This window comes from Streptomyces roseoverticillatus (assembly GCF_000719265.1).
Classification (GTDB): domain Bacteria; phylum Actinomycetota; class Actinomycetes; order Streptomycetales; family Streptomycetaceae; genus Streptomyces; species Streptomyces roseoverticillatus.
This window is the reverse complement of record NZ_JOFL01000017.1, coordinates 170,556-192,151: the sequence shown is the minus strand read 5'-3', so window position 1 is coordinate 192,151 and position 21,596 is coordinate 170,556. Positions and strand designations below refer to the sequence as shown.

General features: G+C 72.1%; 16 protein-coding genes. 5 read left to right on the top strand and 11 right to left on the bottom strand.

Features of this window, described 5'->3' with window-relative positions:
* Positions 1-78 precede the first annotated feature (78 nt).
* Positions 79-696, top strand: coding sequence for a TetR/AcrR family transcriptional regulator (locus tag IF61_RS0121630; protein ID WP_030368139.1), 618 nt, complete (start codon positions 79-81; stop codon positions 694-696).
* A gap of 34 nt (positions 697-730) precedes the next feature.
* Here the strand turns inward: IF61_RS0121630 and IF61_RS0121625 are convergent, their stop codons facing one another.
* A complete protein-coding gene (locus IF61_RS0121625) occupies positions 731-1,336 on the bottom strand; it encodes a TetR/AcrR family transcriptional regulator (RefSeq protein WP_043190127.1) in 606 nt (201 codons plus the stop codon).
* 135 nt (positions 1,337-1,471) lie between these two features.
* Here IF61_RS0121625 and IF61_RS0121620 point away from each other — a divergent pair, with 135 nt between their 5' ends.
* Positions 1,472-2,995: an MFS transporter gene (locus IF61_RS0121620; protein ID WP_030368137.1), complete on the top strand. Its 1,524-nt coding sequence runs from the start codon at positions 1,472-1,474 to the stop codon at positions 2,993-2,995.
* A gap of 247 nt (positions 2,996-3,242) precedes the next feature.
* On the opposite strand, the gene IF61_RS0121615 is transcribed toward IF61_RS0121620, so the two are convergent.
* The 7 genes from IF61_RS0121615 to IF61_RS0121585 form a co-directional block, all read right to left on the bottom strand.
* Positions 3,243-4,049, bottom strand: coding sequence for a GntR family transcriptional regulator (locus IF61_RS0121615; RefSeq protein ID WP_030368136.1), 807 nt, complete (start codon positions 4,047-4,049; stop codon positions 3,243-3,245).
* A gap of 207 nt (positions 4,050-4,256) precedes the next feature.
* Positions 4,257-5,861, bottom strand: a complete 1,605-nt coding sequence (serA, locus tag IF61_RS0121610; protein ID WP_030368135.1) for a phosphoglycerate dehydrogenase — start codon at positions 5,859-5,861, stop codon at positions 4,257-4,259.
* A 239-nt stretch (positions 5,862-6,100) separates the two neighbouring features.
* On the bottom strand, positions 6,101-7,102 hold the full coding sequence (ilvC, locus tag IF61_RS0121605; RefSeq protein WP_030368134.1) for a ketol-acid reductoisomerase: 1,002 nt from the start codon (positions 7,100-7,102) through the stop codon (positions 6,101-6,103).
* Between the two features lie 141 nt (positions 7,103-7,243).
* A complete protein-coding gene (gene ilvN, locus IF61_RS0121600; protein ID WP_030368133.1) occupies positions 7,244-7,768 on the bottom strand; it encodes an acetolactate synthase small subunit in 525 nt (174 codons plus the stop codon).
* Positions 7,769-7,795: 27 nt separating this feature from the next.
* Positions 7,796-9,670 carry an acetolactate synthase large subunit gene (locus tag IF61_RS0121595; protein WP_043190083.1) on the bottom strand — a complete coding sequence of 625 codons (1,875 nt, stop codon included), beginning with the start codon at positions 9,668-9,670 and terminating at the stop codon, positions 7,796-7,798.
* 330 nt (positions 9,671-10,000) lie between these two features.
* Entirely contained in the window at positions 10,001-12,931 is a 2,931-nt protein-coding gene (locus IF61_RS0121590; RefSeq protein ID WP_107043089.1) for a putative bifunctional diguanylate cyclase/phosphodiesterase, read from the bottom strand.
* Between the two features lie 292 nt (positions 12,932-13,223).
* Positions 13,224-14,186 (bottom strand): 2-hydroxyacid dehydrogenase, encoded by a 963-nt coding sequence (locus IF61_RS0121585; RefSeq protein WP_030368130.1) that lies wholly within the window; start codon positions 14,184-14,186, stop codon positions 13,224-13,226.
* A gap of 74 nt (positions 14,187-14,260) precedes the next feature.
* On the opposite strand from IF61_RS0121585, the gene IF61_RS0121580 reads away from it, so the two are divergent.
* The 3 genes from IF61_RS0121580 to IF61_RS0121570 all read left to right on the top strand — a co-directional run bounded on the left by IF61_RS0121580 (position 14,261) and on the right by IF61_RS0121570 (position 16,932).
* Entirely contained in the window at positions 14,261-15,253 is a 993-nt protein-coding gene (locus IF61_RS0121580) for an aldo/keto reductase (protein WP_030368129.1), read from the top strand.
* Between the two features lie 248 nt (positions 15,254-15,501).
* A complete protein-coding gene (locus IF61_RS0121575; protein ID WP_030368128.1) occupies positions 15,502-16,674 on the top strand; it encodes a PQQ-dependent sugar dehydrogenase in 1,173 nt (390 codons plus the stop codon).
* Between the two features lie 78 nt (positions 16,675-16,752).
* Positions 16,753-16,932 carry a DUF6191 domain-containing protein gene (locus tag IF61_RS0121570; RefSeq protein ID WP_030368127.1) on the top strand — a complete coding sequence of 60 codons (180 nt, stop codon included), beginning with the start codon at positions 16,753-16,755 and terminating at the stop codon, positions 16,930-16,932.
* Here IF61_RS0121570 and IF61_RS0121565 read toward each other — a convergent pair.
* The 3 genes from IF61_RS0121565 to gatB all read right to left on the bottom strand — a co-directional run bounded on the left by IF61_RS0121565 (position 16,895) and on the right by gatB (position 21,594).
* Positions 16,895-19,120 carry an MMPL family transporter gene (locus IF61_RS0121565; protein ID WP_030368126.1) on the bottom strand — a complete coding sequence of 742 codons (2,226 nt, stop codon included), beginning with the start codon at positions 19,118-19,120 and terminating at the stop codon, positions 16,895-16,897. The genes IF61_RS0121570 and IF61_RS0121565 overlap by 38 nt on opposite strands.
* 204 nt (positions 19,121-19,324) lie before the next feature.
* Complete coding sequence (locus IF61_RS0121560) at positions 19,325-19,900, bottom strand: AMIN-like domain-containing (lipo)protein (protein ID WP_030368125.1); 576 nt, start codon at positions 19,898-19,900, stop codon at positions 19,325-19,327.
* Between the two features lie 185 nt (positions 19,901-20,085).
* Positions 20,086-21,594: an Asp-tRNA(Asn)/Glu-tRNA(Gln) amidotransferase subunit GatB gene (gatB, locus tag IF61_RS0121555; protein WP_030368124.1), complete on the bottom strand. Its 1,509-nt coding sequence runs from the start codon at positions 21,592-21,594 to the stop codon at positions 20,086-20,088.
* Positions 21,595-21,596: the final 2 nt, after the last annotated feature.

Here is a 21,596-nt window from a genome sequence, read left to right as displayed (position 1 = left end):
AGAACGAACGCTCTATCTAGCGATGGCAACAACGTAGCACGCCTCTAGAACGAACGCTCTACCTATATTCTCGGGAAGGTGAAGACCACCTCGGAGCAGCACGACGGACCGGCCGCGGGCCCGGGCAGCGGCCTCGGCACGCGCGAGCGGATCGTCCGCGCGACCGCGCGGCTGATGCAGCGTCAGGGCTATGAGGGAACGGGGATCAAGCAGATCTCCAAGGAGGCGGAGGCGACGCTCGGGTCGGTCTACCACTTCTTCCCGGGCGGCAAGCAGGAGCTGGCCGCCGAGGCGATCCGGCACGGCGACCGGGAGTTCGCCGAGATGCTGCACAGGGCGCTGGAGGGCCGGCCGGACCCGGCCGAGGCGGTGCTCGCCGTCGCGCAGGACGTGGCCGCCGGACTCCGCGCATCCGACTGGCTGGACGGCTGTCCCGTCACGGCCACGTCCCTGGGGACCGCCACCCACGCCCCCGACATCCAGCGGGCGGCGGCAGAGGCGTTCGAGCGCTGGCGGGGCCTCGTGCGCGACAAGCTGCTCGCCTGCGGCTTCAGCGCGCAGGACGCCCGGGAGCTCGCGCACACAGTGATCAACACGCTGGAGGGCGCCGAGCTCACAGCCCAGGTCGCCCGGGACGAGGAGCCCCTGCTGATCGCGGGGCGCCATCTGGCACGCCTGATCGGCTCCTACCGCTGAGCCCGGCGCGGGGCGGGCCCAGCGGCACGCTCCGTCAGCGGCCCGGCCCCTCCGGGGCGTTCAGCACCGCGCCCGAGAGCGCCCGCCGGGCGCCCTCGACGATCTCCTTGCCGGTGGGCGCCCCCGCGGGGTCGATGAGCCACTGCGTCAACAGCCCTATGAACAGGGCGTGGTAGAAGGCACCCACCGTACGGGTCGCCTCAGGGCCGACCTCGCTGTCGTCAACGCCCTCGAAGAGCGCCACCATGCCCTCGCGCCCGCCGGGCTGGACCGCGGCGAACTTCTCCCTGAGCTCGGGGTTCTTCACCAGCTGACCGATGATCTCCAGCTGCGCCGACCAGAACGCGCGGTCGTTCGCGAAGCCCGCGGTCACCCGGTCCAGGGTGGCGGCGAGGCGGTCCTCGCGCGGAGCGTCCGGATCCACGGCGGAGGCGATGACGGGCGCCGCCCCGTCGGCCCACTCCACGGTCAGCTGGATGAACGCCTCCATCATCAGCGCCTCCTTCGAACCGTAGTGGTAGCCGATGGAGGCGAGGTTGGCCCCCGAGGCGGCCACGATGTCGCGCGCCGTGGTGCGCGTCCAGCCCTTGTCGAGCAGGCAGCGCTTGGCGCCTTCGAGCAGATCTTCGCGATGTCCCATGACGGCAGCGTAGCCCGCAACCATACGTACGTCCTAGACGAACGTCTCATACATACGTCCGACATAAACGCCCTACACGCTCGTTCTATACATCCGTCATAGACAAGCGTTTAAGACGTACGTATAGTCCTGCCCATGACGACTCCTCCGGCGACCCCGCCCACCCAGCGCAACCTCGCAGGACGCAAGGAATGGACAGCCTTCGCCGTCCTCCTGCTGCCTCTCCTCCTGGTCTCGATGGACGTCTCCGTCCTCTTCTTCGCCATGCCGGCCATCAGCCGGGACCTGGAGCCGACCGGCACCCAGCAGCTGTGGATCTTCGACAGCTACGCCTTCGCCCTCGCCGGACTGCTGATCACGATGGGGTCGCTGGGCGACCGGATCGGCCGCCGCAAGCTGCTGCTGGCCGGGGCGCTCGCCTTCGGCGCCGCGTCGGTCGCCGCCGCGTACGCGCAGAGCGCGGAGATGCTGATAGCCGCGCGCGCCGTGCTGGGCCTGGGCGGGGCCACCCTGATGCCCTCGACCATGGCGCTGGTGCGCAACCTGTTCCACGACGAGCAGCAGCGCAGCAAGGCCGTCGGCATCTGGTCCGGGGCGATGGCGGGCGGCATCGCGCTCGGCTCGGTCCTCGGCGGGCTGCTGCTGGACCACTTCTGGTGGGGCTCGGCGTTCCTCGTCAACGTGCCCGCGATGGTGCTGCTGCTGGTGCTGGCGCCGCTGCTCGTCCCGGAGTTCAAGGACCCCGCCCCGGGCCGCTTCGACTTCCTGAGCGTGCCGCTGTCCATGGGTTCCGTCGTCCCGGTCATCTACGGGATCAAGGAGATCGCGGCCGGCGGGTTCTCGCTCGTCCCCGCCGCGTGCGTGGCCGCGGGCCTGCTCCTCGGCGCCGCGTTCGTCCGGCGCCAGCGCAACCGCGGCGACGCGATGATCAGCCGTGAGCTGTTCCGGCACCGCGTGTTCGGGGTGGGCGTCGGCATCAACACCCTCGCTACGTTCGGCATGATGGGCTCCGCCTACTTCAGCACGCAGTACCTGCAGTCCGTGCTCGGCAAGGGCCCGCTGGAGGCGGCGCTGTGGGGCGCGATCCCCTCGGTCGCGGTCGGCTGCGTCGCACCGCTCGCCGCCGTGGCCGGGCAGAAGTTCCCCAAGGCCCACGTCATGGCCGCCGGTTTCATCGTCGCGGCCGCCGGCTACGGACTGCTCACCTTCGCCGGCACGCACTCCCTGGCCCTGACGCTGACCGGGTCGGCGGTCATCGCCTGCGGCATCGTCGCGGTGATGGCCCTGGTCTCCGACATGGCGCTCGGAGCCACCTCGCCCGAGAAGGCCGGCAGCGCGGCCTCCGTGCTGGAGACCGGCCAGGAGCTCGGCGGCGCGCTGGGCATGGCGCTGTTCGGCAGCGTGGGCGTCGCCGTCTACCGCCGCGACATGACGGGCGAGCTCCCCGCCGGCCTGCCGCACGGGGCGCTGGACACGGCCCGCGAGACGCTCGGCGGTGCGGCGGCGGTCGCGGGGCAGTTGCCGGGGCGGGTGGGCGAGGCCGTCCTCACCGCTTCCCGTGAGGCCTTCACGCACGGCATGAACATCGCCGCTGTCGGCGGAGCGGTCGCGCTGCTGGTGTCCGCGGTGATCACGGTGACGGCGCTGCGGCGGGCGTGACCGCACGGTGCCGGGCCGGCGCGCCCGCCGGCAGCGCGCGGTGATGCAGCCCGCGGGGCCCGCCCCGGGCCGGGCAGGAACCGCGGGCTACGCAGGAACCGGCAGCCCCTCCGCGGCGGCGAGCAGCCGGAACGGCGGGAACCGGCGGTGCCGAACGGCCTCAGGAAGGCCTGGCACCGCCGGTCAACGCCGTTGCGGAGACTCACCGTCGCGGCGGCAGGGACACCGGGCAGGGTGCGGAACGCCCCTACGCGCCGCAGGTCGGCTGATCGACGTACACGGCCAGGCCGTCCAGGAAGCGGGCCAGGCCGAAGTCGAAGGCCGCGTCGAGGCCGGTGGCATCGGGCCCGTCCGCCAGGCCGACGGCCATGCCGCGCACGTAGCCGGTGACCGCCGCCGCGGTGCGGGCCACTGCGGCGGGCTCCAGGCCGCGGCGGAGCGCCGGGGCCATGGCCCATTCCATGAGGCCGGCGGCGGCCGCGGGAAGCCCGGCCCCGGGCAGCCAGGGGTGGCGCCGGTAGAGGGCCCACTGGTGCCGGGCCGCCGCCTCCAGGCGGCCGCGCCAGCCGGCCGGGGCACGGCCGGAGAGGCCGCACTCGGCGAAGGCGGCGTCCGCCATCAGGGCGACGAGATCACCCTTGCCCGGCACGTACCGGTACAACGCCATTGGAGGGACGCCGAGTTCGGCGGCGAGGGCGCGCATGGACAGCGCCGCCGCCCCGTGGACGTCCGCCAGCGCGACGGCGGTCCGCACGATGTGGTCGCGGGTGAGCGTACGCAGCACGCCGTTCGGGCGACCCCGCGGCGGCCCCGTGGCGACCCCGACGACGGTGCCGACACCCGGCACGGCCCGCACGAGGCCCTCCGCGCGGAGCACCGACAGGACCTTGCCGGCCGTGGCCGTCGCGACGCCCCACTCCTGTGCGATCTGCCGGACGGAGGGGACCTTCTCGCCCGCACGGATCTCGCCGGAGACGATGCGGGCGCGGAGTTCGGCGGCGATCCGGAGGTACGGGGCGGGCGCCGGAGCGGCGGGCTGTTCCAGTACACCCATAGCCGGAAGGTTAGGAGAGCAACGGGGCACGGCGGAAGCGCATGAGGCCCCATATGGGAGCCCCATGAGGCCCCGCATGAGGCCCGCATGAGGCCCCGCACGGGGCCCGGCCCGCACGAGGCCCCACCGCACGAGACCCGGCCACCCCCGCAGGGGCAGCCGGGCCTCGTCCGCTTCCGCACCGGCACCGGCCGGTGTGCGAAGGCGTCAGTCCGTCAGGTTCACCGCGCGCGCCGACGTCGCGCCGATCTCCTCGGCGATCTCCGCCAGCACGGGCGGGGTGACCGATTCGTCGACCGTGAGGGCGACGAGCGCCTCGCCGCCCTCCGTGGCGCGGGAGACCTGCATGCCGGCGATGTTGATGCCGGCCTCGCCGAGGATGCGGCCCAGGGTGCCGACGACGCCGGGGCGGTCGGCGTAGCGGAAGAACGCCATGTGGTCGGCGAGCGCGAGGTCCACGTCGTGGTCGCCGACCGCGACGATCTTCTGCTGGTTCTTCGGGCCGGCCAGCGTGCCCGAGATGGAGACCTCGTCGCCCCCGGCGAGCGTGCCGCGCACGGTGACCACGTTGCGGTGCTCGGTCGACTCGGAGCTCGTGGTCAGCCGCACCTCGACGCCGCGCTCCTGCGCGAACAGCGGGGCGTTGACGTAGGAGACCGTCTCGTCGACGACGTCCTCGAAGACGCCCTTGAGGGCGGACAGCTCCAGGACCTTGACGTCGTACTGGGTGAGCTCGCCGTAGACCTCGACGTCGAGCCGGACGGCGACCTCGCCGGCCAGGGCCGTGAAGATCCGGCCGAGCTTCTCGGCCAGCGGCAGGGCCGGCTTGACGTCCTCGGCGATGACGCCGCCCTGGACGTTGACCGCGTCGGGCACGAGCTCGCCGGCGAGGGCGAGCCGTACGGAGCGGGCGACGGCGATGCCGGCCTTCTCCTGGGCCTCGCCCGTGGAGGCGCCCAGATGCGGGGTGGCCACGACGTTGTCGAACTCGAAGAGCGGCGAGTCGGTGCAGGGCTCGGACGCGTACACGTCCAGACCGGCGGCCGCGACACGCCCCTCCTTGAGCGCGGAGGCCAGCGCCGTCTCGTCCACGATGCCGCCGCGCGCGGCGTTGACGATGCGCACGCTGGGCTTGACCTTGTGGAGGGCCTCGTCGCCGATGAGGCCGAGCGTCTCGGGCGTCTTGGGCAGGTGCACGGTGATGAAGTCCGCGACCTCCAGGAGCTCGTCGAGCGTCAGGAGCTTGACGCCCATCTGGGCGGCGCGCGCGGGCTGGACGTACGGGTCGTAGGCGACGACCTTCATCCCGAAGGCGGACATCCGCTGGGCGACGAGCACGCCGATCCGGCCGAGGCCGACGACGCCGAGGGTCTTCTCGGAGAGCTCGACACCGGTGTACTTGGAGCGCTTCCACTCGCCGTTCTTCAGGGCGGAGTTGGCCTGCGGGATGTTACGCGCGGTGGCGATGAGCAGGCCGCAGGCGAGCTCGGCGGCGGTGACGATGTTGGAGGTCGGGGCGTTGACGACCATCACGCCGGCCTTGGTGGCGGCGGAGACGTCGACGTTGTCCAGGCCGACGCCGGCGCGGGCGACGACGCGCAGCTTCCCGGCGGCGGCGATGGCCTCGGCGTCGATCTTGGTGGCGCTGCGGACCAGGATGGCGTCGACGTCGGCGACGGCGGGCAGGAGCTCCGCGCGGTCGGCGCCGTTGCAGTGGCGGATCTCGAAGTCGGGGCCGAGGGCGTCGACGGTGGCCGGGGAGAGCTCCTCGGCGATCAGGACGACGGGTTTGCGGGGCGAAGCAGTGCTCACGGGTTCCTCACTGGTCCTTGGCGGACGGCCGTCCCGACGGCCGAAGGCGGTGAAGGGGGCAGGCAGCCGCGTGGAAGACGCACGACGCTGTGAGCCTGGTACGCGCTTGTTGGTGTGCAGTGTATCGGCGCTCGTCGCGGGCTCGCGCGAGCTTCGCCCGCAATCACCGGACGGGGCGGACGCCCGCGCCGGGCGGGCCGGTCATCCGGCCCGCCCGGCGGAAGGCGGCAAGGAGTCGTTTACTCCTTGTCGTCCATCCAGCTCATCAGCTTGCGCAGCTTCTTGCCCGTGGTCTCCAGCAGGTGGTCCTCGTCGGCCTTCTTGTACTCGTTGTACTTGGGCAGGCCGGCCTGGTACTCCTTCATCCAGTTGTTGGCGAAGGTGCCGTCCTGGATCTCGCCGAGGACCTTCTTCATCTCGGCCTTGGTGCCCTCGTTGACGATGCGCGGGCCGGTGACGTAGTCGCCCCACTCGGCGGTCTCGGAGACCGACCAGCGCATCTTCTCCAGGCCGCCCTCGTACATCAGGTCGACGATGAGCTTGAGCTCGTGGAGGCACTCGAAGTACGCGATCTCCGGCTGGTAGCCGGCCTCGACCAGCGTCTCGAAGCCGGCCTTCACCAGCGCCGAGGCGCCGCCGCACAGGACGGCCTGCTCGCCGAAGAGGTCGGTCTCGGTCTCCTCGGTGAAGGTGGTCTTGATGACGCCGGCGCGGGTGCCGCCGATGGCCTTGGCGTAGGAGAGCGCCAGGGCGAAGGCGTTGCCCGTGGCGTCCTGCTCGACGGCCGCGATGCACGGGACGCCGCGGCCCTCCTCGTACTGGCGGCGCACGAGGTGGCCCGGGCCCTTGGGGGCGACCATGCAGACGTCGACGCCGGCCGGGGGCTTGATGAAGCCGAAGCGGATGTTGAAGCCGTGGCCGAAGAAGAGGGCGTCGCCGTCCTTGAGGTTGTCCTTGACGGACTCCTCGTAGACCTTGGCCTGGATCGGGTCCGGGACGAGGATCATGATGACGTCGGCCTCGGCCGCCGCCTCGGCGGGGGTGACGACGCGCAGCCCCTGCTCCTCGGCCTTCTGCTTGGACTTGGAGCCCTCGTGCAGGCCCACGCGGACGTCGACGCCCGAGTCGCGCAGGGACAGCGCGTGGGCGTGGCCCTGGCTGCCGTAGCCGAGGACCGCGACCTTGCGGCCCTGGATGATGGACAGGTCGGCGTCGTTGTCGTAGAAGAGCTCGGCAGCCACGTTGGGTTATCTCCTTGTTTCCGGTTGTCCGGTGGTGCGTCCCACCGTATGACGGGTGGGCGGGGGAAAGATTTCAGGTCTCGGTATACGGATGAACTGATTCCGGCCGGATCCGGCCGATGGGGCCGGAGCGGCGGCCGGTCAGGCCGAGCGGTCGAGCGCGCGCAGGCTGCGGTCCGTGATGGACCGGGCGCCGCGCCCTATGGCGATCGTCCCGGACTGCACCAGCTCCTTGATGCCGAACGGCTCCAGCATCTTGAGCATGGCACCGAGCTTGTCGCTGCCGCCGGTGGCCTCGATGGTGACGGCCTCCGGGGAGACGTCGACGGTCTTGGCGCGGAACAGCTGGACGATCTCGACGATCTGGGAGCGGGTCTCGTTGTCGGCGCGGACCTTCACCAGGACGAGCTCGCGGTGGATCGCCTGGCTGTCCTCCAGCTCGACGATCTTCAGCACGTTGACGAGCTTGTTGAGCTGCTTGGTGACCTGCTCCAGCGGCAGCGACTCGACGTTGACGACGATGGTGATGCGGGAGATGTCCGGGTGTTCGGTGACGCCGACGGCGAGGGAGTCGATGTTGAAGCCGCGGCGGGCGAACAGGGCGGCGATCCGGGTGAGGATGCCGGGGGTGTTCTCCACCAGGACGGAGAGGGTGTGCTTGGTCATCTGCTCGTTCTCTCTTCTCTCGGTCCCTCAGTCGTCCTCGCTGTCGCCGAAGTCCGGGCGGACTCCGCGCGCGGCGAGGATCTCGTCGTTGGAGGTGCCGGCGGCGACCATCGGCCAGACCATGGCGTCCTGGTGGACGATGAAGTCGACCACGACCGGCCGGTCGTTGATGGCGTTGGCCTGCTGGATGACGGCGTCCAGGTCCTCCGGGCGCTCGCAGCGCAGGCCGACGCAGCCCATGGCCTCGGAGAGCTTGACGAAGTCCGGGACGCGGGTGCCGGCGCAGGCCTCGGTGCCGTCTGACTCCGGGCCCGAGTGGAGCACGGTGTTGGAGTAGCGCTGGTTGTAGAACAGGGTCTGCCACTGGCGGACCATGCCCAGGGCACCGTTGTTGATGATGGCGATCTTGACGGGGATGTTGTTCAGGGCGCAGGTGACCAGTTCCTGATTGGTCATCTGGAAGCAGCCGTCGCCGTCGATGGCCCAGACGGTGCGGTCTGGCCGGCCGGCCTTGGCGCCCATCGCGGCGGGCACCGCGTAGCCCATCGTCCCGGCGCCGCCGGAGTTGAGCCAGGTGGCGGGCTGCTCGTAGCCGATGAAGTGCGCGGCCCACATCTGGTGCTGGCCGACGCCGGCGGCGTAGATGGTGTCCTTCGGTGCGAGCTGCCCGATGCGCTGGATGACCTGCTGGGGCGCGAGGCTGCCGTCGGCGGGCTGGTCGAAGCCGAGCGGGTAGGTGTCGCGCCAGCGGTCGAGGTCCCGCCACCAGGCGGCGTAGCGCTCGCGGGCGGCCTCGCCGCTGCGGCCCTCGGCGAGCTCGGCCTGGAGGGCGACGATCAGGTCGGCGATGACCTCGCGGGCGTCGCCGACGATCGGCACGTCGGCGGCGCGGTTCTTGCCGATCTCGGCGGGGTCGATGTCGGCGTGGACGACCTTGGCGTACGGGGCGAAGGAGTCCAGCTTGCCGGTGACGCGGTCGTCGAAGCGGGCGCCGAGGGCGATGATCAGGTCGGACTTCTGCAGGGCGGTGACGGCGGCGACGGAGCCGTGCATGCCGGGCATGCCCAGGTGCTGGGGGTGGCTGTCGGGGAAGGCGCCCAGGGCCATCAGGGTGGTGGTGACGGGGGCGCCGGTCAGCTCGGCGAGGACCTTCAGCTCGGCGGTGGCGCGGGCCTTGAGGACGCCGCCGCCGACGTAGAGCACGGGGCGGGCGGCCTGGCTGATCAGCTTGGCGGCCTCGCGGATCTGCTTGGAGTGCGGCTTGGTCACCGGGCGGTAGCCGGGCAGGTCGGTGTGCGGCGGCCAGCTGAAGGTGGTCTGCGCCTGCAGGGCGTCCTTGGCGATGTCCACGAGGACGGGGCCGGGGCGGCCGGTGGAGGCGACGTGGAAGGCCTCGGCGATGGTGCGGGGGATCTCGGCGGGGTCGGTGACCAGCCAGTTGTGCTTGGTGATCGGCATGGTGATGCCGCAGATGTCCGCCTCCTGGAAGGCGTCCGTGCCGATCGACTTGGAGGCGACCTGACCGGTGATGGCGACCAGCGGGACGGAGTCCATGTGGGCGTCGGCGATCGGGGTGACGAGGTTGGTGGCGCCGGGCCCGGAGGTGGCCATGCAGACCCCGACCTTGCCGGTGGCCTGGGCGTATCCGGTCGCGGCGTGGCCCGCGCCCTGCTCGTGGCGGACCAGGATGTGGCGGACCTTCGAGGAGTCCATCATCGGGTCGTAGGCGGGGAGGATCGCCCCGCCCGGGATCCCGAACACGATCTCGGCCCCGACCTCCTCCAGCGAGCGGATGAGGGACTGCGCGCCCGTGACGTGCTCGACGGTGGCGGGCTGCTGCGCCGCGCTACGGGCCCGCGGCTGCGGATGGTGGGCTCCGGTGGCCTGCTCGGTCATCGACATTCTCTTCTCGAAGGATTCGACGGGGTGCGATGCGAAGGGTTCGACGGGGATTCGACGGGGATCCGTCCGGCTTCGATCTGCTTCGATCGACGGTTCGACGGGGATTCGACGGGGTTCGGCGGGGTTCGTCCGGTGGAGCGGAGGGCGGTTTGGGTGGGTCTGTCACGTTCTAGTGCAACAAAAAACCCCTCGTGCCGTGAGGCAAGCGAGGGGAGCGCGCCGGTGTGGTCAGCAGGGCTTGGGTGAGGGCCTGCTTCAGCCGACGCGCTGTCCAAGTACGAGAATTCGGGTGCGCATGGGACCGACCCTCCACCCGCCACCAGCGAAGTGTCAAGTGGGTGGGACAGGCGTCTCATTATTTGAGCGCAATGGAGCATGGGCCAGCGATCCGGCGCCCCCCGCGGACCCCGATCGCGTACCGGACGGTACTGCCCCCGCGGGCAGGGCGCCGCCTCCTACCCACGCATTCGCGCCATCCACGGACGACGCGCTCGGTACGGGATAGGCCCCGAGGTCGAGCGCGTGCCGCAGCCGGTGCTCGTCGAGCGGGCCCGCGAAGGCGGCGCCCAGCGCGTGGGTGCAGCCCATGGCGCGCAGGGCGAGCGCCTGCTCGGGGACGTCGACGCCGTCGGCCACGGACTGCATGCCCAGGTCGGTGGCGATCCTCAGCAGCCCGGCAGTGATCTTGTGCAGCCGGGCGGACTCCACGACCCCGTCGACCAGTCCCCGGTCGAGCTTGAGGGTGTCGATGGGCAGCCGGCGCAGGGCGCTGATGGCGGCATAGCCGCTGCCGAAGCCGTCGAGGGCGATCCGCACGCCCATCCGGCGGAGGGCGGCGAGCCGCCGCTCCAGCTCGTCGAGAGGAACCCGGGGGTCGCTACCGGACAGCTCCAGGACGAGCGCCCCGGAGGGCAGCCCGTGCCGGATCAGCAGCCCCTCCAGGTTCTTGGCGGGCAGCGACCTGTCCATCAGCCGGGCGGCGGACAGCCGGACGTACACCGGGACGGCGTGGCCCGCACGGCAGCGCTGGGCGGCCTGCTCGACGGCCTTCTCCACCGTCCAGCGGCCGAGCTCGGCGATGCGGGCGGCCTCGTCCCCCCGGTCGTTCTCGGCCACGCGGAGATACTCCGCAGGAGTGAACAGTATCCCCTGGGCGGAGCGCCAGCGGGGCTGTGCGGCGACCGCGGTGACCACGCCCGTGCCCAGGTCCACGACGGGCTGGTGGAGCAGGGCGAACTCGCCCTCGTGCAGGGCGGTGCGCAGCCGGGTGGCGAGCTCGGCGCGGCGGACCACGTCGGCCTGCATCTGCGGTGCGTAGAGCTCGACGCGGCCCTTGCCGGCCTGCTTGGCGCGGTACATCGCGAGGTCGGCGTTGCGCATCAGCTCGCCGGGGGTGATGCCGGGCTCGGCGAAGGCCACGCCGATGCTGGCGGCGACGCGGACCTCGGTGCCTCCTTCCACGCGGTAGGGCTGGGAGAGGGTGACCCGCAGCCGGTCGGCGATCTCGTGGATGCGGTACTCGCGGGCGGCCGGGTCGCGGGTGCCGTCGCCGATGATGAGCGCCGCGAACTCGTCGCCTCCGAAGCGGGCCGTGGAGTCCCCCGCGCGGACGGAGTCCTGGAGGCGACGGGCCGCCTGGACGAGCAGCTCGTCGCCGGCTTGGTGGCCGACGCTGTCGTTCACCGCCTTGAAGCCGTCGAGGTCGATGAAGAGCACGGCGGTGCCCGCGTCGGTCGCTCTGCGGCCGGTGAGGGCCTGCTGGACGCGCTTGGTGAACAGGGCGCGGTTGGGCAGGTCGGTGAGCGGGTCGTGCTCGGCGGTGTGCTGGAGCTGGGCCTGGAGGCGGACGCGCTCGGTGACGTCGCGGCTGTTGAAGATCAGGCCGCCGTGGTGGCGGTTGACGGTGGACTCCACGTTGAGCCACTCGCCGTCGCCCGAGCGGAAGCGGCACTCGATGCGGGTCGTGGGCTCCTCGGCGGGCGGCGCGGCGAGGAAGCGGCGCACCTCGTGAACGACTCTGCCGAGGTCCTCCGGGTGGATGAGCGAGGCCAGTTCGGAGCCGACCAAGTCCTCGGCCTCGCGGCCGTAGACCCCGGCGGCGGCCGGGCTGACGTAGCGCAGTATGCCCGTGGGGGCGGCGATCATGATGACGTCGCTGGAGCCCTGGACGAGGGAGCGGAAGTGGTTCTCCTTCTGGGCCAGTTCCTGGGTGAGGGAGATGTTGTCCAGCAGCATGATGCCTTGGCGGATGACCAGGGCCAGGACGACCGTGCAGCCGGTGAACAGGACGACTTTGTCGACCTGGTGGCCGTCCAGGACGTTGTAGAGGATGCCCAGGGTGCACACGGCGGCGGCCAGATACGGCGTCAGGGCTGTGAGCGAGCCGGCGATGGGGCGGCTGGGGTGGTGCGGGTGCTGCGCCGAGCGGGCCGGTGCGTCGTCGCCCTCCTCGCGGGCGACCCAGGGGGCGTACGCCATGAGCATGTAGCCCGCGAACCAGCCCGCGTCGAGGATCTGGCCCGAGCGGTAGTGCGAGCGCAGCAGCGGTGAGGTGAACAGGGCGTCGCACAGGACCGTCAGGGCGAGGGCCGCGATGGCGGTGTTGATGGCCGAGCGGTTGGCCGTCGAGCGCCGGAAGTGCAGCGCCAGCACCATGGACACCAGGGCGATGTCCAGCAGCGGATAGGCCAGGGAGAGCGCGGCGTGCGCGACGCTCTCGCCCTCGAAGTGGGCGGTGTGGGCGAGCGCCAGGCTCCAGGAGAGCGTGAGCAGCGAGCCGCCGGTGAGCCAGGCGTCGAGGGCCAGGCACACCCAGCCGGCCCGGGTGACGGGGCGGCGGGCGAGGACCAGCAGGCCGATGATGGCCGGCGGCGCGAAGAGCAGGAAGCAGAAGTCGGCGATGGACGGCGTCGGGACACGGGCGTCGAGGACGACCTCGTACCAGCCCCAGACAACGTTGCCGAGGCCTGCCATGGCGGAGGACGCCGCGAAGAGGAACCACGCGAGGCGGAACCGCGTGCGGTGCGTGCGCCCGTACCAGAAGCAGGAGACGGCGGCGAGCACGGCGGCCCCGCCGAGGCCGAAGTCGCCCATGGCGGAGGCGAGCTCGCTCGATCCCCAGCCGAAGGCCGCGCCCGTGGCGTAGCCGCCGCAGACGAGGGCCAGCAGGAGCTGGGAGACCGGGCCCGAGCCGCCGGACGGGCGGGGCAGGGCCGCTCCTGGGGCGCTCACCGCGCCGCCGTCCGCAGCAGCGGGAGCCATGGAAGCCACAGGAGCAGGGTCGCCACGCAGTGCGGGCGCGGTGCACGGTGCAGGGCACGGTGCGGTCGTGGTCGGTGCGTGAGCCGCGTCGGGTTGATCGTCCATTGGCCGTGCATCGCCCGTCGCCCCCCTCGAGTTCCGGTCCTCGCTGCGGCCGTTCCCGTGCATGCCGCAACCCCCGTCCGGACGATACACCAGACTCGTCACTCAGGGACATAGCTCATATACATAGCGTAATCAGCCACGAGGTTATGAACACTGAGTGCAGCCGAACGGTACCTCTACGTGGTAACTAGCGGGCAGCGACTACGACATTTTGCAGGGGCGCGTCCAGAGCGAATCTGGCCAGCTGATCACGCAGCAGCCGCGCGGCGCGCGGCATGAAGGCCGAAGAGGGCCCACCCACATGGGGGGTGATGAGCACCCCCGGAGCACTCCACAGCGGGTGGCCCGGAGGCAGCGGTTCGGGGTCTGTGACATCCAGGGCGGCACGCAGCCGACCTGCGTCCAGTTCGGCCAGGAGGGCCTTGGTGTCGACGACAGGACCGCGCGCGACGTTCACCAGCAGCGCGCCGTCCTTCATCCGGGCCAGGAAACCGGCGTTGACGAGTCCCCGGGTCTCCTCGGTCAGCGGCGTGGCGAGCACCACGACGTCGGCGTCGGGGAGCAAGCCGGGCAGGGCGGCGATCGGGTGCACGGGGCCGCGCGCGCTGTCCCGCGCGGAGCGCGCGACGCGCGTGACCCGCGCACACTCGAAGGGCACGAGCCGGTCCTCGATGGCGCTGCCGATCGAACCGTAACCCACGATGAGCACCGACTTGTCGGCCAGCGCCGGCCGGAAGCCCTGCCGCCACTCCCCCGCGTCCTGCGCGCGCACGAAGCCGGGGATGTCGCGCAGCGAGGCGAGCATGAGGGCCAGCGCCAGTTCGGCGGTGCTCGCGTCGTGCAGCCCGCGGGCGTTGCACAGCACGGCGCCCTTCGGCAGGTGCGCCACGGCGGGCAGCAGATGGTCCACGCCCGCGGTGAGCGCCTGCACGACCCGTACGCGCGTCATGGCGGCCAGCGGGCGCAGGCACGGCTCGGGGTCGGTGACGTACGGGACCGCGTAGAAGTCGCAGCGGGCGGGGTCGGTCGGGTACTCCGGCCCCCCGTCCCAGAAGACGTAGTCGAGGCTCTCCGGCAGCCCCTCGATCCGCTCGGGCGGGAAGGGCAGCCAGACCAGGGGGCGGGCGGAACCGCTGTCATCTGCACTCATGCCTGGAGGCTATGCGATCCGGCCGGGGCGGCAGAGGTTAGCTTTGGGGGCGAGGAACGGGAGGGGTACGGCCGGTGGAGCGCAGGAATATCGGTGCGACAGCGCTCGAAGCGGGCGCGATCGGCCTGGGGTGCATGCCCATGCACTGGGGATACACCGCCTCCCAGCAGAGCGGGGAGACCGCGCTGCGCACGGTGCACGCGGCGCTCGACGCAGGAACGTCTCTGCTGGACACCGCCGACATGTACGGGCCGTTCACCAACGAGTTGCTGGTGGGGCGGGTGCTGCGGGAGCGGCGCTCCGAGGCGTTCGTGTCGACCAAGTGCGGGTTGCTGGTGGGCGACAGCCACGTCGTCGCCAACGGTCGCCCGGGGTACGTGAAGCGCGCGTGCGACGCCTCCCTGCGCCGCCTGCAGACCGATGTGATCGACGTCTACCAGCTGCACCGGCCGGACCCCGAAGTGCCGGTGGAGGAGACCTGGGGGGCGATGGCGGAGCTGGTCTCCGCGGGCAAGGTGCGGGCGCTCGGCTGGTGCGCAATCGGCGCCCGTACGCGCCGCAGGTCGCGCGCCGGGCTGTACGACGCGACGATACGGCAGCTCGAACGGGTGCAGCAGGTGTTCCCGGTGAGCTGTGTGCAGGCGGAGTTGTCGGTGTGGTCCAGGCAGGCGCTCGACGCGCTGGTGCCCTGGTGCGCCTCCCGGGGTGTCGGCCTGCTGGCCGCCATGCCTCTGGGGAACGGTTTCCTCAGTGGCACGCTGACGCCCGGGCAGGGCTTCGAGCCGCAGGACCTGCGGGCCCGCCACCCGCGCTTCACCGCCGAGATGATGGCCGCCAACCAGCCGATCGTGGCGGGGCTGCGGCGGGTCGCGCTGCGCCACGACGCGACGGCCGCGCAGGTCGCGCTGGCGTGGGTGCTGGCCCAGGGCCGGCACGTCATACCCGTACCGGGCACGAAGAAGCCGGTGTGGGCGGTGCAGAACGCCGCGGCCTCGCGGCTGCGGCTCACACCGGAGGATCTCGCGGAGATAGCGGGGCTGCCACGGGCGATGGGGTCGTGGGACTGACGCCTGATGCCGTTCCGGCGGATCCCCGCGGGCGTACGGGATACGCAGGGTGCGCGCCGCCGTCCCGGCCGACCCCTGCGGGCGTGCGGGTTGCGCAAGCCGCGCATTCCGCCGGGCTCTCGCCGCGGTGGTTTCCCGCCGTGGCGGCGGCATGAAGTTGCACAGCCACGGTCTTGGGGCCGCCGCCGCGGCACCCGTATGGCACAGTGCCGATAGCCAAGGCCGCGCCCCGCGAGAGGAACCGCACCGTGCGACGACGTACTGCCCGTACCGGCGCCGCCGCACTGGTCGCCGCCACGCTCCTGGCGCTCGCCGGCTGTTCGAGCGAGGACGGTTTCCCGGGCGAGGGGCCGCGGCAGGGCGCGTCGGCCAAGTCGCCCGGCGCGGGGGCCTCTTCGAGCGCTCCGCCGGCCTCCCCGGCGCCCGCCACCGGCTCGGTCAAGGTCGTCCGGACGCTCACCACGAAGCTCGGCACGCCGTGGGGCGTCGCCGCGCTGCCCGGCGGTGACCTTCTGGTCGGCTCCCGCGATACGGGGAAGATCGTCCGGGTGGCCGCCAAGGACGGCACGCAGACCGAGGCCGGCGAGGTGCCCGGCGTCGTCAAGGGCGGCGAGGGCGGCCTGCTGGGCCTCGCGGTCTCGCCGGACTTCGCCACCGACCGGCTGGTGTACGCGTACTTCACCACCGACTCGGACAACCGCATCGCACGCCTGCGCTACGACGAGGGCAAGCCGGCCGGGCAGCGGCTGGGAGCGCCCGACACGGTGCTCCGCGGCATCCCCAAAGGCGCGATCCACAACGGCGGGCGCATCGCCTTCGGCCCGGACCGGATGCTCTACGCCGGCACGGGCGAGGCCGGGCGGCGCGACCCCGCCCAGGACCGGAAGTCACTCGGGGGCAAGATCCTGCGCATGACGCCGGACGGCCGCCCCGCGTACGGCAACCCCGAGGGGGACTCGGTGGTCTACTCCTCCGGCCACCGCAACGTGCAGGGCCTGGCGTGGGACGCGGGCAAGCGCCTGTGGGCGTCGGAGTTCGGCCAGGACACCTGGGACGAGCTCAATCTGATCCGGCCGGGCGGCAACTATGGCTGGCCCGCCGTCGAGGGCGAGGCCGGCAAGTCCGGCTACACCGACCCCGTCGAGCAGTGGAAGACCTCCGACGCCTCCCCCAGCGGCCTCGCGTACGCCAAGGGGTCGCTGTGGATGGCGGGCCTGCGCGGGGAGCGCCTGTGGCGGATCCCGCTGGACGGCGCGAAGCCGGTGGCCGCTCCGCAGGCGTTCCTGCAGGGCGAGTACGGGCGGCTGCGCACGGTGCTCGCCACGGATGACGGCGGCCTCTGGGTGACGACGAGCAACACCGACGGGCGCGGGAAGCCGGGCGCGGAGGACGACCGCGTCCTGCGCCTGGAAGTGAGCTGACGCGCTCCGCCCCCGATTCCCGTGGTTCGTACATCCGTCCGCCTATGCTGGACGGACTGGACGGCGACGGGAGTCGGGATGTTCAACATTTTCGAGGAAGTGTTCGCACCAGGCCGGAAGCACGCGCACGACGAGCAGAAGCGGCTCGAACTCACCCGTGAGGACACCGGGGACGCCGACCCCGCCCGCGGCCCGGTCGACCTCGACTCGGGCCGCGTGGTCATACGCCTGCCGCAGCAAGGCTCCGCTCAGGACTGACCCCGGAGGCCTCCGGCTCCGCCTCCGCGGGCTCCGCCGTCTCCACCGGCCCGGGCGGCTCGATGCTGATCCGGGGCAGGCGGCGGTCCAGCCACGCGGGCAGCCACCAGTTGGCGCCGCCCAGCATGTGCATGAGGGCCGGCACGAGCAGCGTGCGCAGCACGAAGGCGTCGAGGGCGACGGCCGTGGCGAGGCCGATGCCGAACATCGCGATGACGCGGTCGCCGCTGAGCACGAAGGCCAGGAAGACCGAGATCATGATCACCGCCGCGGAGTTGATGACGCGGCTGGTCTCGGCGAGCCCGACCCGCACCGCGCGGCGGTTGTCACGCGTGGCCAGCCACTCCTCGTACATCCGGCTGACCAGGAAGACCTGGTAGTCCATGGACAGCCCGAAGAGGACGGAGACCATGACGACGGGCAGGAAGGGTTCTATCGGGCCCGCGCCGCCGAGGCCGAGGAGCTCGCTGCCCCGGCCCCACTGGAAGACCGCGACGACGACGCCGAAGGACGAGGCGACGGCGGCGATGTTCATGACCGCGGCCTTCAGGGGGATGCCGATGCTGCGGAAGGCCAGCAGGAGCAGCAGGCAGCCCAGGCCGACGACGGTGCCGACGAAGAGCGGCAGCTTGCCGAGGATGATCCCGGCGAAGTCGTCGTAGCTCGCGGTCATGCCTCCCACGTGGACGTCCACGCCGGTGCCGGCCGTCGCCTTCGGCAGCACGGTGCCGCGCAGCCGGTCCACGAGGTCGCTGGTGTCGCGCGACTGCGGGGACGTGGTGGGGACGACGCTGATGACGCCCGTGTCGCCGCTGGCGTTCACCTCGGCGGGCGAGGCGGCGGCGACGCCCTCGGTGTGCCGCAGGGCCTCCGGGAGCTTGGTGAAGGCGAGCCGGTCGGCGGCACTGTCCAGGCCGGCCACGAGCGTCAGGGGGCCGTTGACGCCGGGGCCGAAGCCACGGCCGAGCATGTCGTACGCCTGCCGCGTCGTGGACGAGGCGGGGCCGGTGCCCTGGTCGGAGGTGCCGAGGTGGAGGGAGAACGTCGGCAGCGCCAGCACGAGCATGACGGCGGCCGCCAGCGTGCCCAGCAGCTTCGGCCGGCGCTCGACGAAGGCGGACCAGCGGGCGGCCGGCCCGGTGGGCTGCTCGTCGGGGCGGGGGCCGCCGGCCGCGAGGCGGCGGCGCTCGCGGCGGCCGAGGGCGCGGTGGCCGATGACGCCGAGGAGCGCGGGCAGCAGGGTGACGGACGCGGCGACGGTGAGGACGACGGTGAGCGAGGCGGCGATGGCGACGCCGTTGAGGAAGCTCAGCCGCAGGATGAGCATGCCGAGCAGCGCGACGCAGACGGTGCCGCCCGCGAAGACGACGGCGCGGCCTGTGGTGGCCACGGCTCGTTCGGCCGCGACGGCCACGGGCAGGCCGGCCCGCAGGCCCTTGCGGTGCCGGGTGACGATGAACAGGGCGTAGTCGATGCCCACGCCGAGGCCGATGAGGGTGCCGAGCATGGGCGCGAAGTCGGCGACGTTCATGACGTGGCCGAGCAGCTGGGTGCCCATGGAGGCGGTGCCGACGCCCACGAGGGCGGTGGCGATCGGCAGCAGGCTCGCGGCGAGCGAGCCGAAGACGACGAACAGGACGACGGCGGCCACGGCGATGCCGATGATCTCGCTGAGGTGCCCGCCCTTGCTCTCCGCGCCGGCGATGCCGGTGCCGCCCAGGGCGACCTGGAGGTTGCCGTCCGCCGCGGGCCGCGCGGTGTCGACGACCTTCTTGGCGAGATCCTTGCCGGGGTCGCCGTTCGTGAAGGTGAGGGAGGCGTACGCGGTGTGCCCGTCGCCGCTGATCCGGGTGGCGCCGTCGGGGCCGCTGTAGGGGCCGCTGACGGCCTCGACGCCGGGGAGCGCGGCCACCTCGTGCAGGACCTCGGTCATGCGCTGCTCGACGGCGGCGGCGCGCACGGTGCCGCGGTCGGTGTGCCAGACGATGGTGTCGTCGCCGCCCTGGCCGGGGAAGCCGGCGTCGAGGAGGGCGCTCGCGCGGGCCGCCTCGGTGCCGGGCACGGCGTAGTCGTTCGAGTAGGCCGGGCCGCTGAGCAGGGCGGCGGCCGCGGTGCCCGCGAGGGCGACGAGCCACAGCACGATGACGGCGGAGCGGCGGCGCAGGCACCATCGGGCGAGTGAGGTCATACGGGCTGCTTCCCGGGTATCGCGTCGAGCTCGCCGGGATGCTGACCCGTGCTGTTCCGAGCGCTGGAGCTACTGGGCTCGGGGCCCCGGGTGCAGACGGTGCGGAGGGGCCCCTTGCCGACCCACTGTGACAGCCGGAAAAGATCGATTGTCCGCTTTGTGGCCCACCCCACACGGGGGCGCGGGCGGCCGCTCAGCCCGGGGCTACCAGCTGTGGGCGACGTCCACGACGATGCGGTTGCGCTCCTGGAAGACACGGAAGGGCAGGCGCGCGCGGACGCCGACGCCGACGAGGGTCTCGCCCTCGAAGCTGCTGGCGAAGCGGGTGTCCTGGAAGGTCCTGAAGCCGGTGAGGTCCACGCCCGTCAGCGGCTGCCCGGCGTGGCCGGGGTAGCGCGCCTCGCCGGTGTTCGGGTCGTAGCTCGGGGCGGACACGCGGACGGCCAGGACCGCTCCGCCGGCGACCGGGATCACATCGCCCGAGCCGTCCTGGCGCAGCTGGTCCACGTACTCCACGCGGTAGCCGATGCGGTGGTCGCCGATGCCCTGGACGTCGAAGACCAGGCGGTCGAAGCACTCGTGCTTGCCGGCCCTGATGTCCAGGAGCGGCTTGTAGGCGGTGGTCGGGGCCGTCTTGGCCAGGCTCCCCCAGCCCGCCTCGCACTTCGCCGCGGTGGCCTGACCGGCCTGCGGCGCCGCCGCGCCGGCCGGGACCGTCGTCACCAGCAGGCCGGCGCCCGCCAGGGTCACCGCCGCCAGCGCTCTGCTCAGCCGTCTCATCTGCCAACCCCCATACCTCGGTGGCGGGCACACGCTGGGCCCGCCCGCATGCGGGATCATGCCGGATGAGGGCCGCGAAGGCCATAGAGGGCAAGAAACCAGCCATTCCCGGCCCAATTCCGGACAGACAATGGCCGCCCCTTCGAAAAGGGGCGGCCATGAAACGTCAGGCACGAAGCGGAAGGTCAGCCTTCGACGCCGAGGCGCTCCAGGATGAGCTCACGGACACGAGCCGCGTCGGCCTGGCCGCGCGTGGCCTTCATGACCGCGCCGACCAGGGCACCCGCCGCCGCGACCTTGCCGGCGCGGATCTTGTCCGCGATGGCGGCGTTGGCCGCGATGGCCTCGTCCACGGCAGCGCCCAGGGCGCTGTCGTCGGAGACGACCTTCAGGCCGCGCTTCTCGACGACCTCGTCCGGGCCGCCCTCGCCCGCGAGCACGCCCTCGATGACCTGGCGGGCCAGCTTGTCGTTGAGCGAGCCCTCGGCGACGAGCGCCGCCACCCGGGCGACCTGCGCCGGGGTGATCGGCAGCGCCGCGAGGTCCGTGCCGGACTCGTTGGCGCTGCGGGCCAGCTCGCCCATCCACCACTTGCGGGCGGCGGCGGAGTCGGCACCGGCCTCGGTGGTGGCGACGATCAGGTCGACCGCGCCCGCGTTGAGGATCGACTGCATGTCGTGCTCGGTGACGCCCCACTGCTCGCGCAGCCGGTTGCGGCGCACGCGCGGCAGCTCGGGCAGGGTTCCCCGCAGCTCCTCGACCCACTCGCGGGAGGGGGCCACCGGCACCAGGTCCGGCTCGGGGAAGTAGCGGTAGTCCTCGGCCTCTTCCTTGATGCGGCCGGACGTCGTCGACCCGTCCTCCTCGTGGAAGTGGCGGGTCTCCTGGATGATCGTGCCGCCGGCCGAGAGGACGGAGGCGTGCCGCTGGACCTCGAAGCGCACCGCGCGCTCGACGGAGCGCAGCGAGTTGACGTTCTTGGTCTCGGAGCGGGTGCCGAACTTCTCCCGGCCGTGCGGACGCAGCGACAGGTTCACGTCGCAGCGCATCTGGCCCATCTCCATACGGGCCTCGGAGACGCCCAGCGCCTTGATGAGCTCGCGGAGCTCGGCGACGTACGCCTTGGCGACCTCGGGGGCCCGCTCGCCCGCGCCCTCGATCGGCTTGGTGACGATCTCGATGAGCGGGATGCCGGCGCGGTTGTAGTCCAGCAGGGAGTGCTGGGCGCCGTGGATGCGGCCGGTGGCACCGCCCACGTGCGTGGACTTGCCGGTGTCCTCCTCCATGTGGGCGCGCTCGATCTCCACGCGGAAGACCTCGCCGTCCTCCAGCTGCACGTCGAGGTAGCCGTTGAAGGCGATCGGCTCGTCGTACTGGGAGGTCTGGAAGTTCTTCGGCATGTCCGGATAGAAGTAGTTCTTCCGGGCGAAGCGGCACCACTCGGCGATCTCGCAGTTCAGCGCGAGACCGATCTTGATGGCGGACTCGACGCCGATGGCGTTGACCACGGGCAGGGCGCCGGGCATGCCGAGGCAGACCGGGCAGGTCTGGGTGTTGGGGTCCGCGCCCAGCTCCGTGGAGCAGCCGCAGAACATCTTCGTCTTGGTGCCGAGCTCGACATGGACCTCCAGGCCCATGACGGGGTCGTAGGAAGCCAGCGCGTCCTCGTACGACACCAGTTCAGTGACGGTCACGG

Excerpts from the sequence above, each read along its gene's own strand:
- IF61_RS0121585 (WP_030368130.1), bottom strand. The coding sequence starts at position 14,186 with ATGAGTGCAGATGACAGCGGTTCCGCCCGCCCCCTGGTCTGGCTGCCC.
- IF61_RS0121620 (WP_030368137.1), top strand. The coding sequence starts at position 1,472 with ATGACGACTCCTCCGGCGACCCCGCCCACCCAGCGCAACCTCGCAGGA.
- ilvN (WP_030368133.1), bottom strand. The coding sequence starts at position 7,768 with ATGACCAAGCACACCCTCTCCGTCCTGGTGGAGAACACCCCCGGCATC.
- IF61_RS0121590 (WP_107043089.1), bottom strand. The coding sequence starts at position 12,931 with ATGGCTCCCGCTGCTGCGGACGGCGGCGCGGTGAGCGCCCCAGGAGCG.
- IF61_RS0121565 (WP_030368126.1), bottom strand. The coding sequence starts at position 19,120 with ATGACCTCACTCGCCCGATGGTGCCTGCGCCGCCGCTCCGCCGTCATC.
- IF61_RS0121625 (WP_043190127.1), bottom strand. The coding sequence starts at position 1,336 with ATGGGACATCGCGAAGATCTGCTCGAAGGCGCCAAGCGCTGCCTGCTC.
- IF61_RS0121615 (WP_030368136.1), bottom strand. The coding sequence starts at position 4,049 with ATGGGTGTACTGGAACAGCCCGCCGCTCCGGCGCCCGCCCCGTACCTC.
- IF61_RS0121595 (WP_043190083.1), bottom strand. The coding sequence starts at position 9,670 with ATGTCGATGACCGAGCAGGCCACCGGAGCCCACCATCCGCAGCCGCGG.
- IF61_RS0121570 (WP_030368127.1), top strand. The coding sequence starts at position 16,753 with ATGTTCAACATTTTCGAGGAAGTGTTCGCACCAGGCCGGAAGCACGCG.
- IF61_RS0121560 (WP_030368125.1), bottom strand. The coding sequence starts at position 19,900 with ATGAGACGGCTGAGCAGAGCGCTGGCGGCGGTGACCCTGGCGGGCGCC.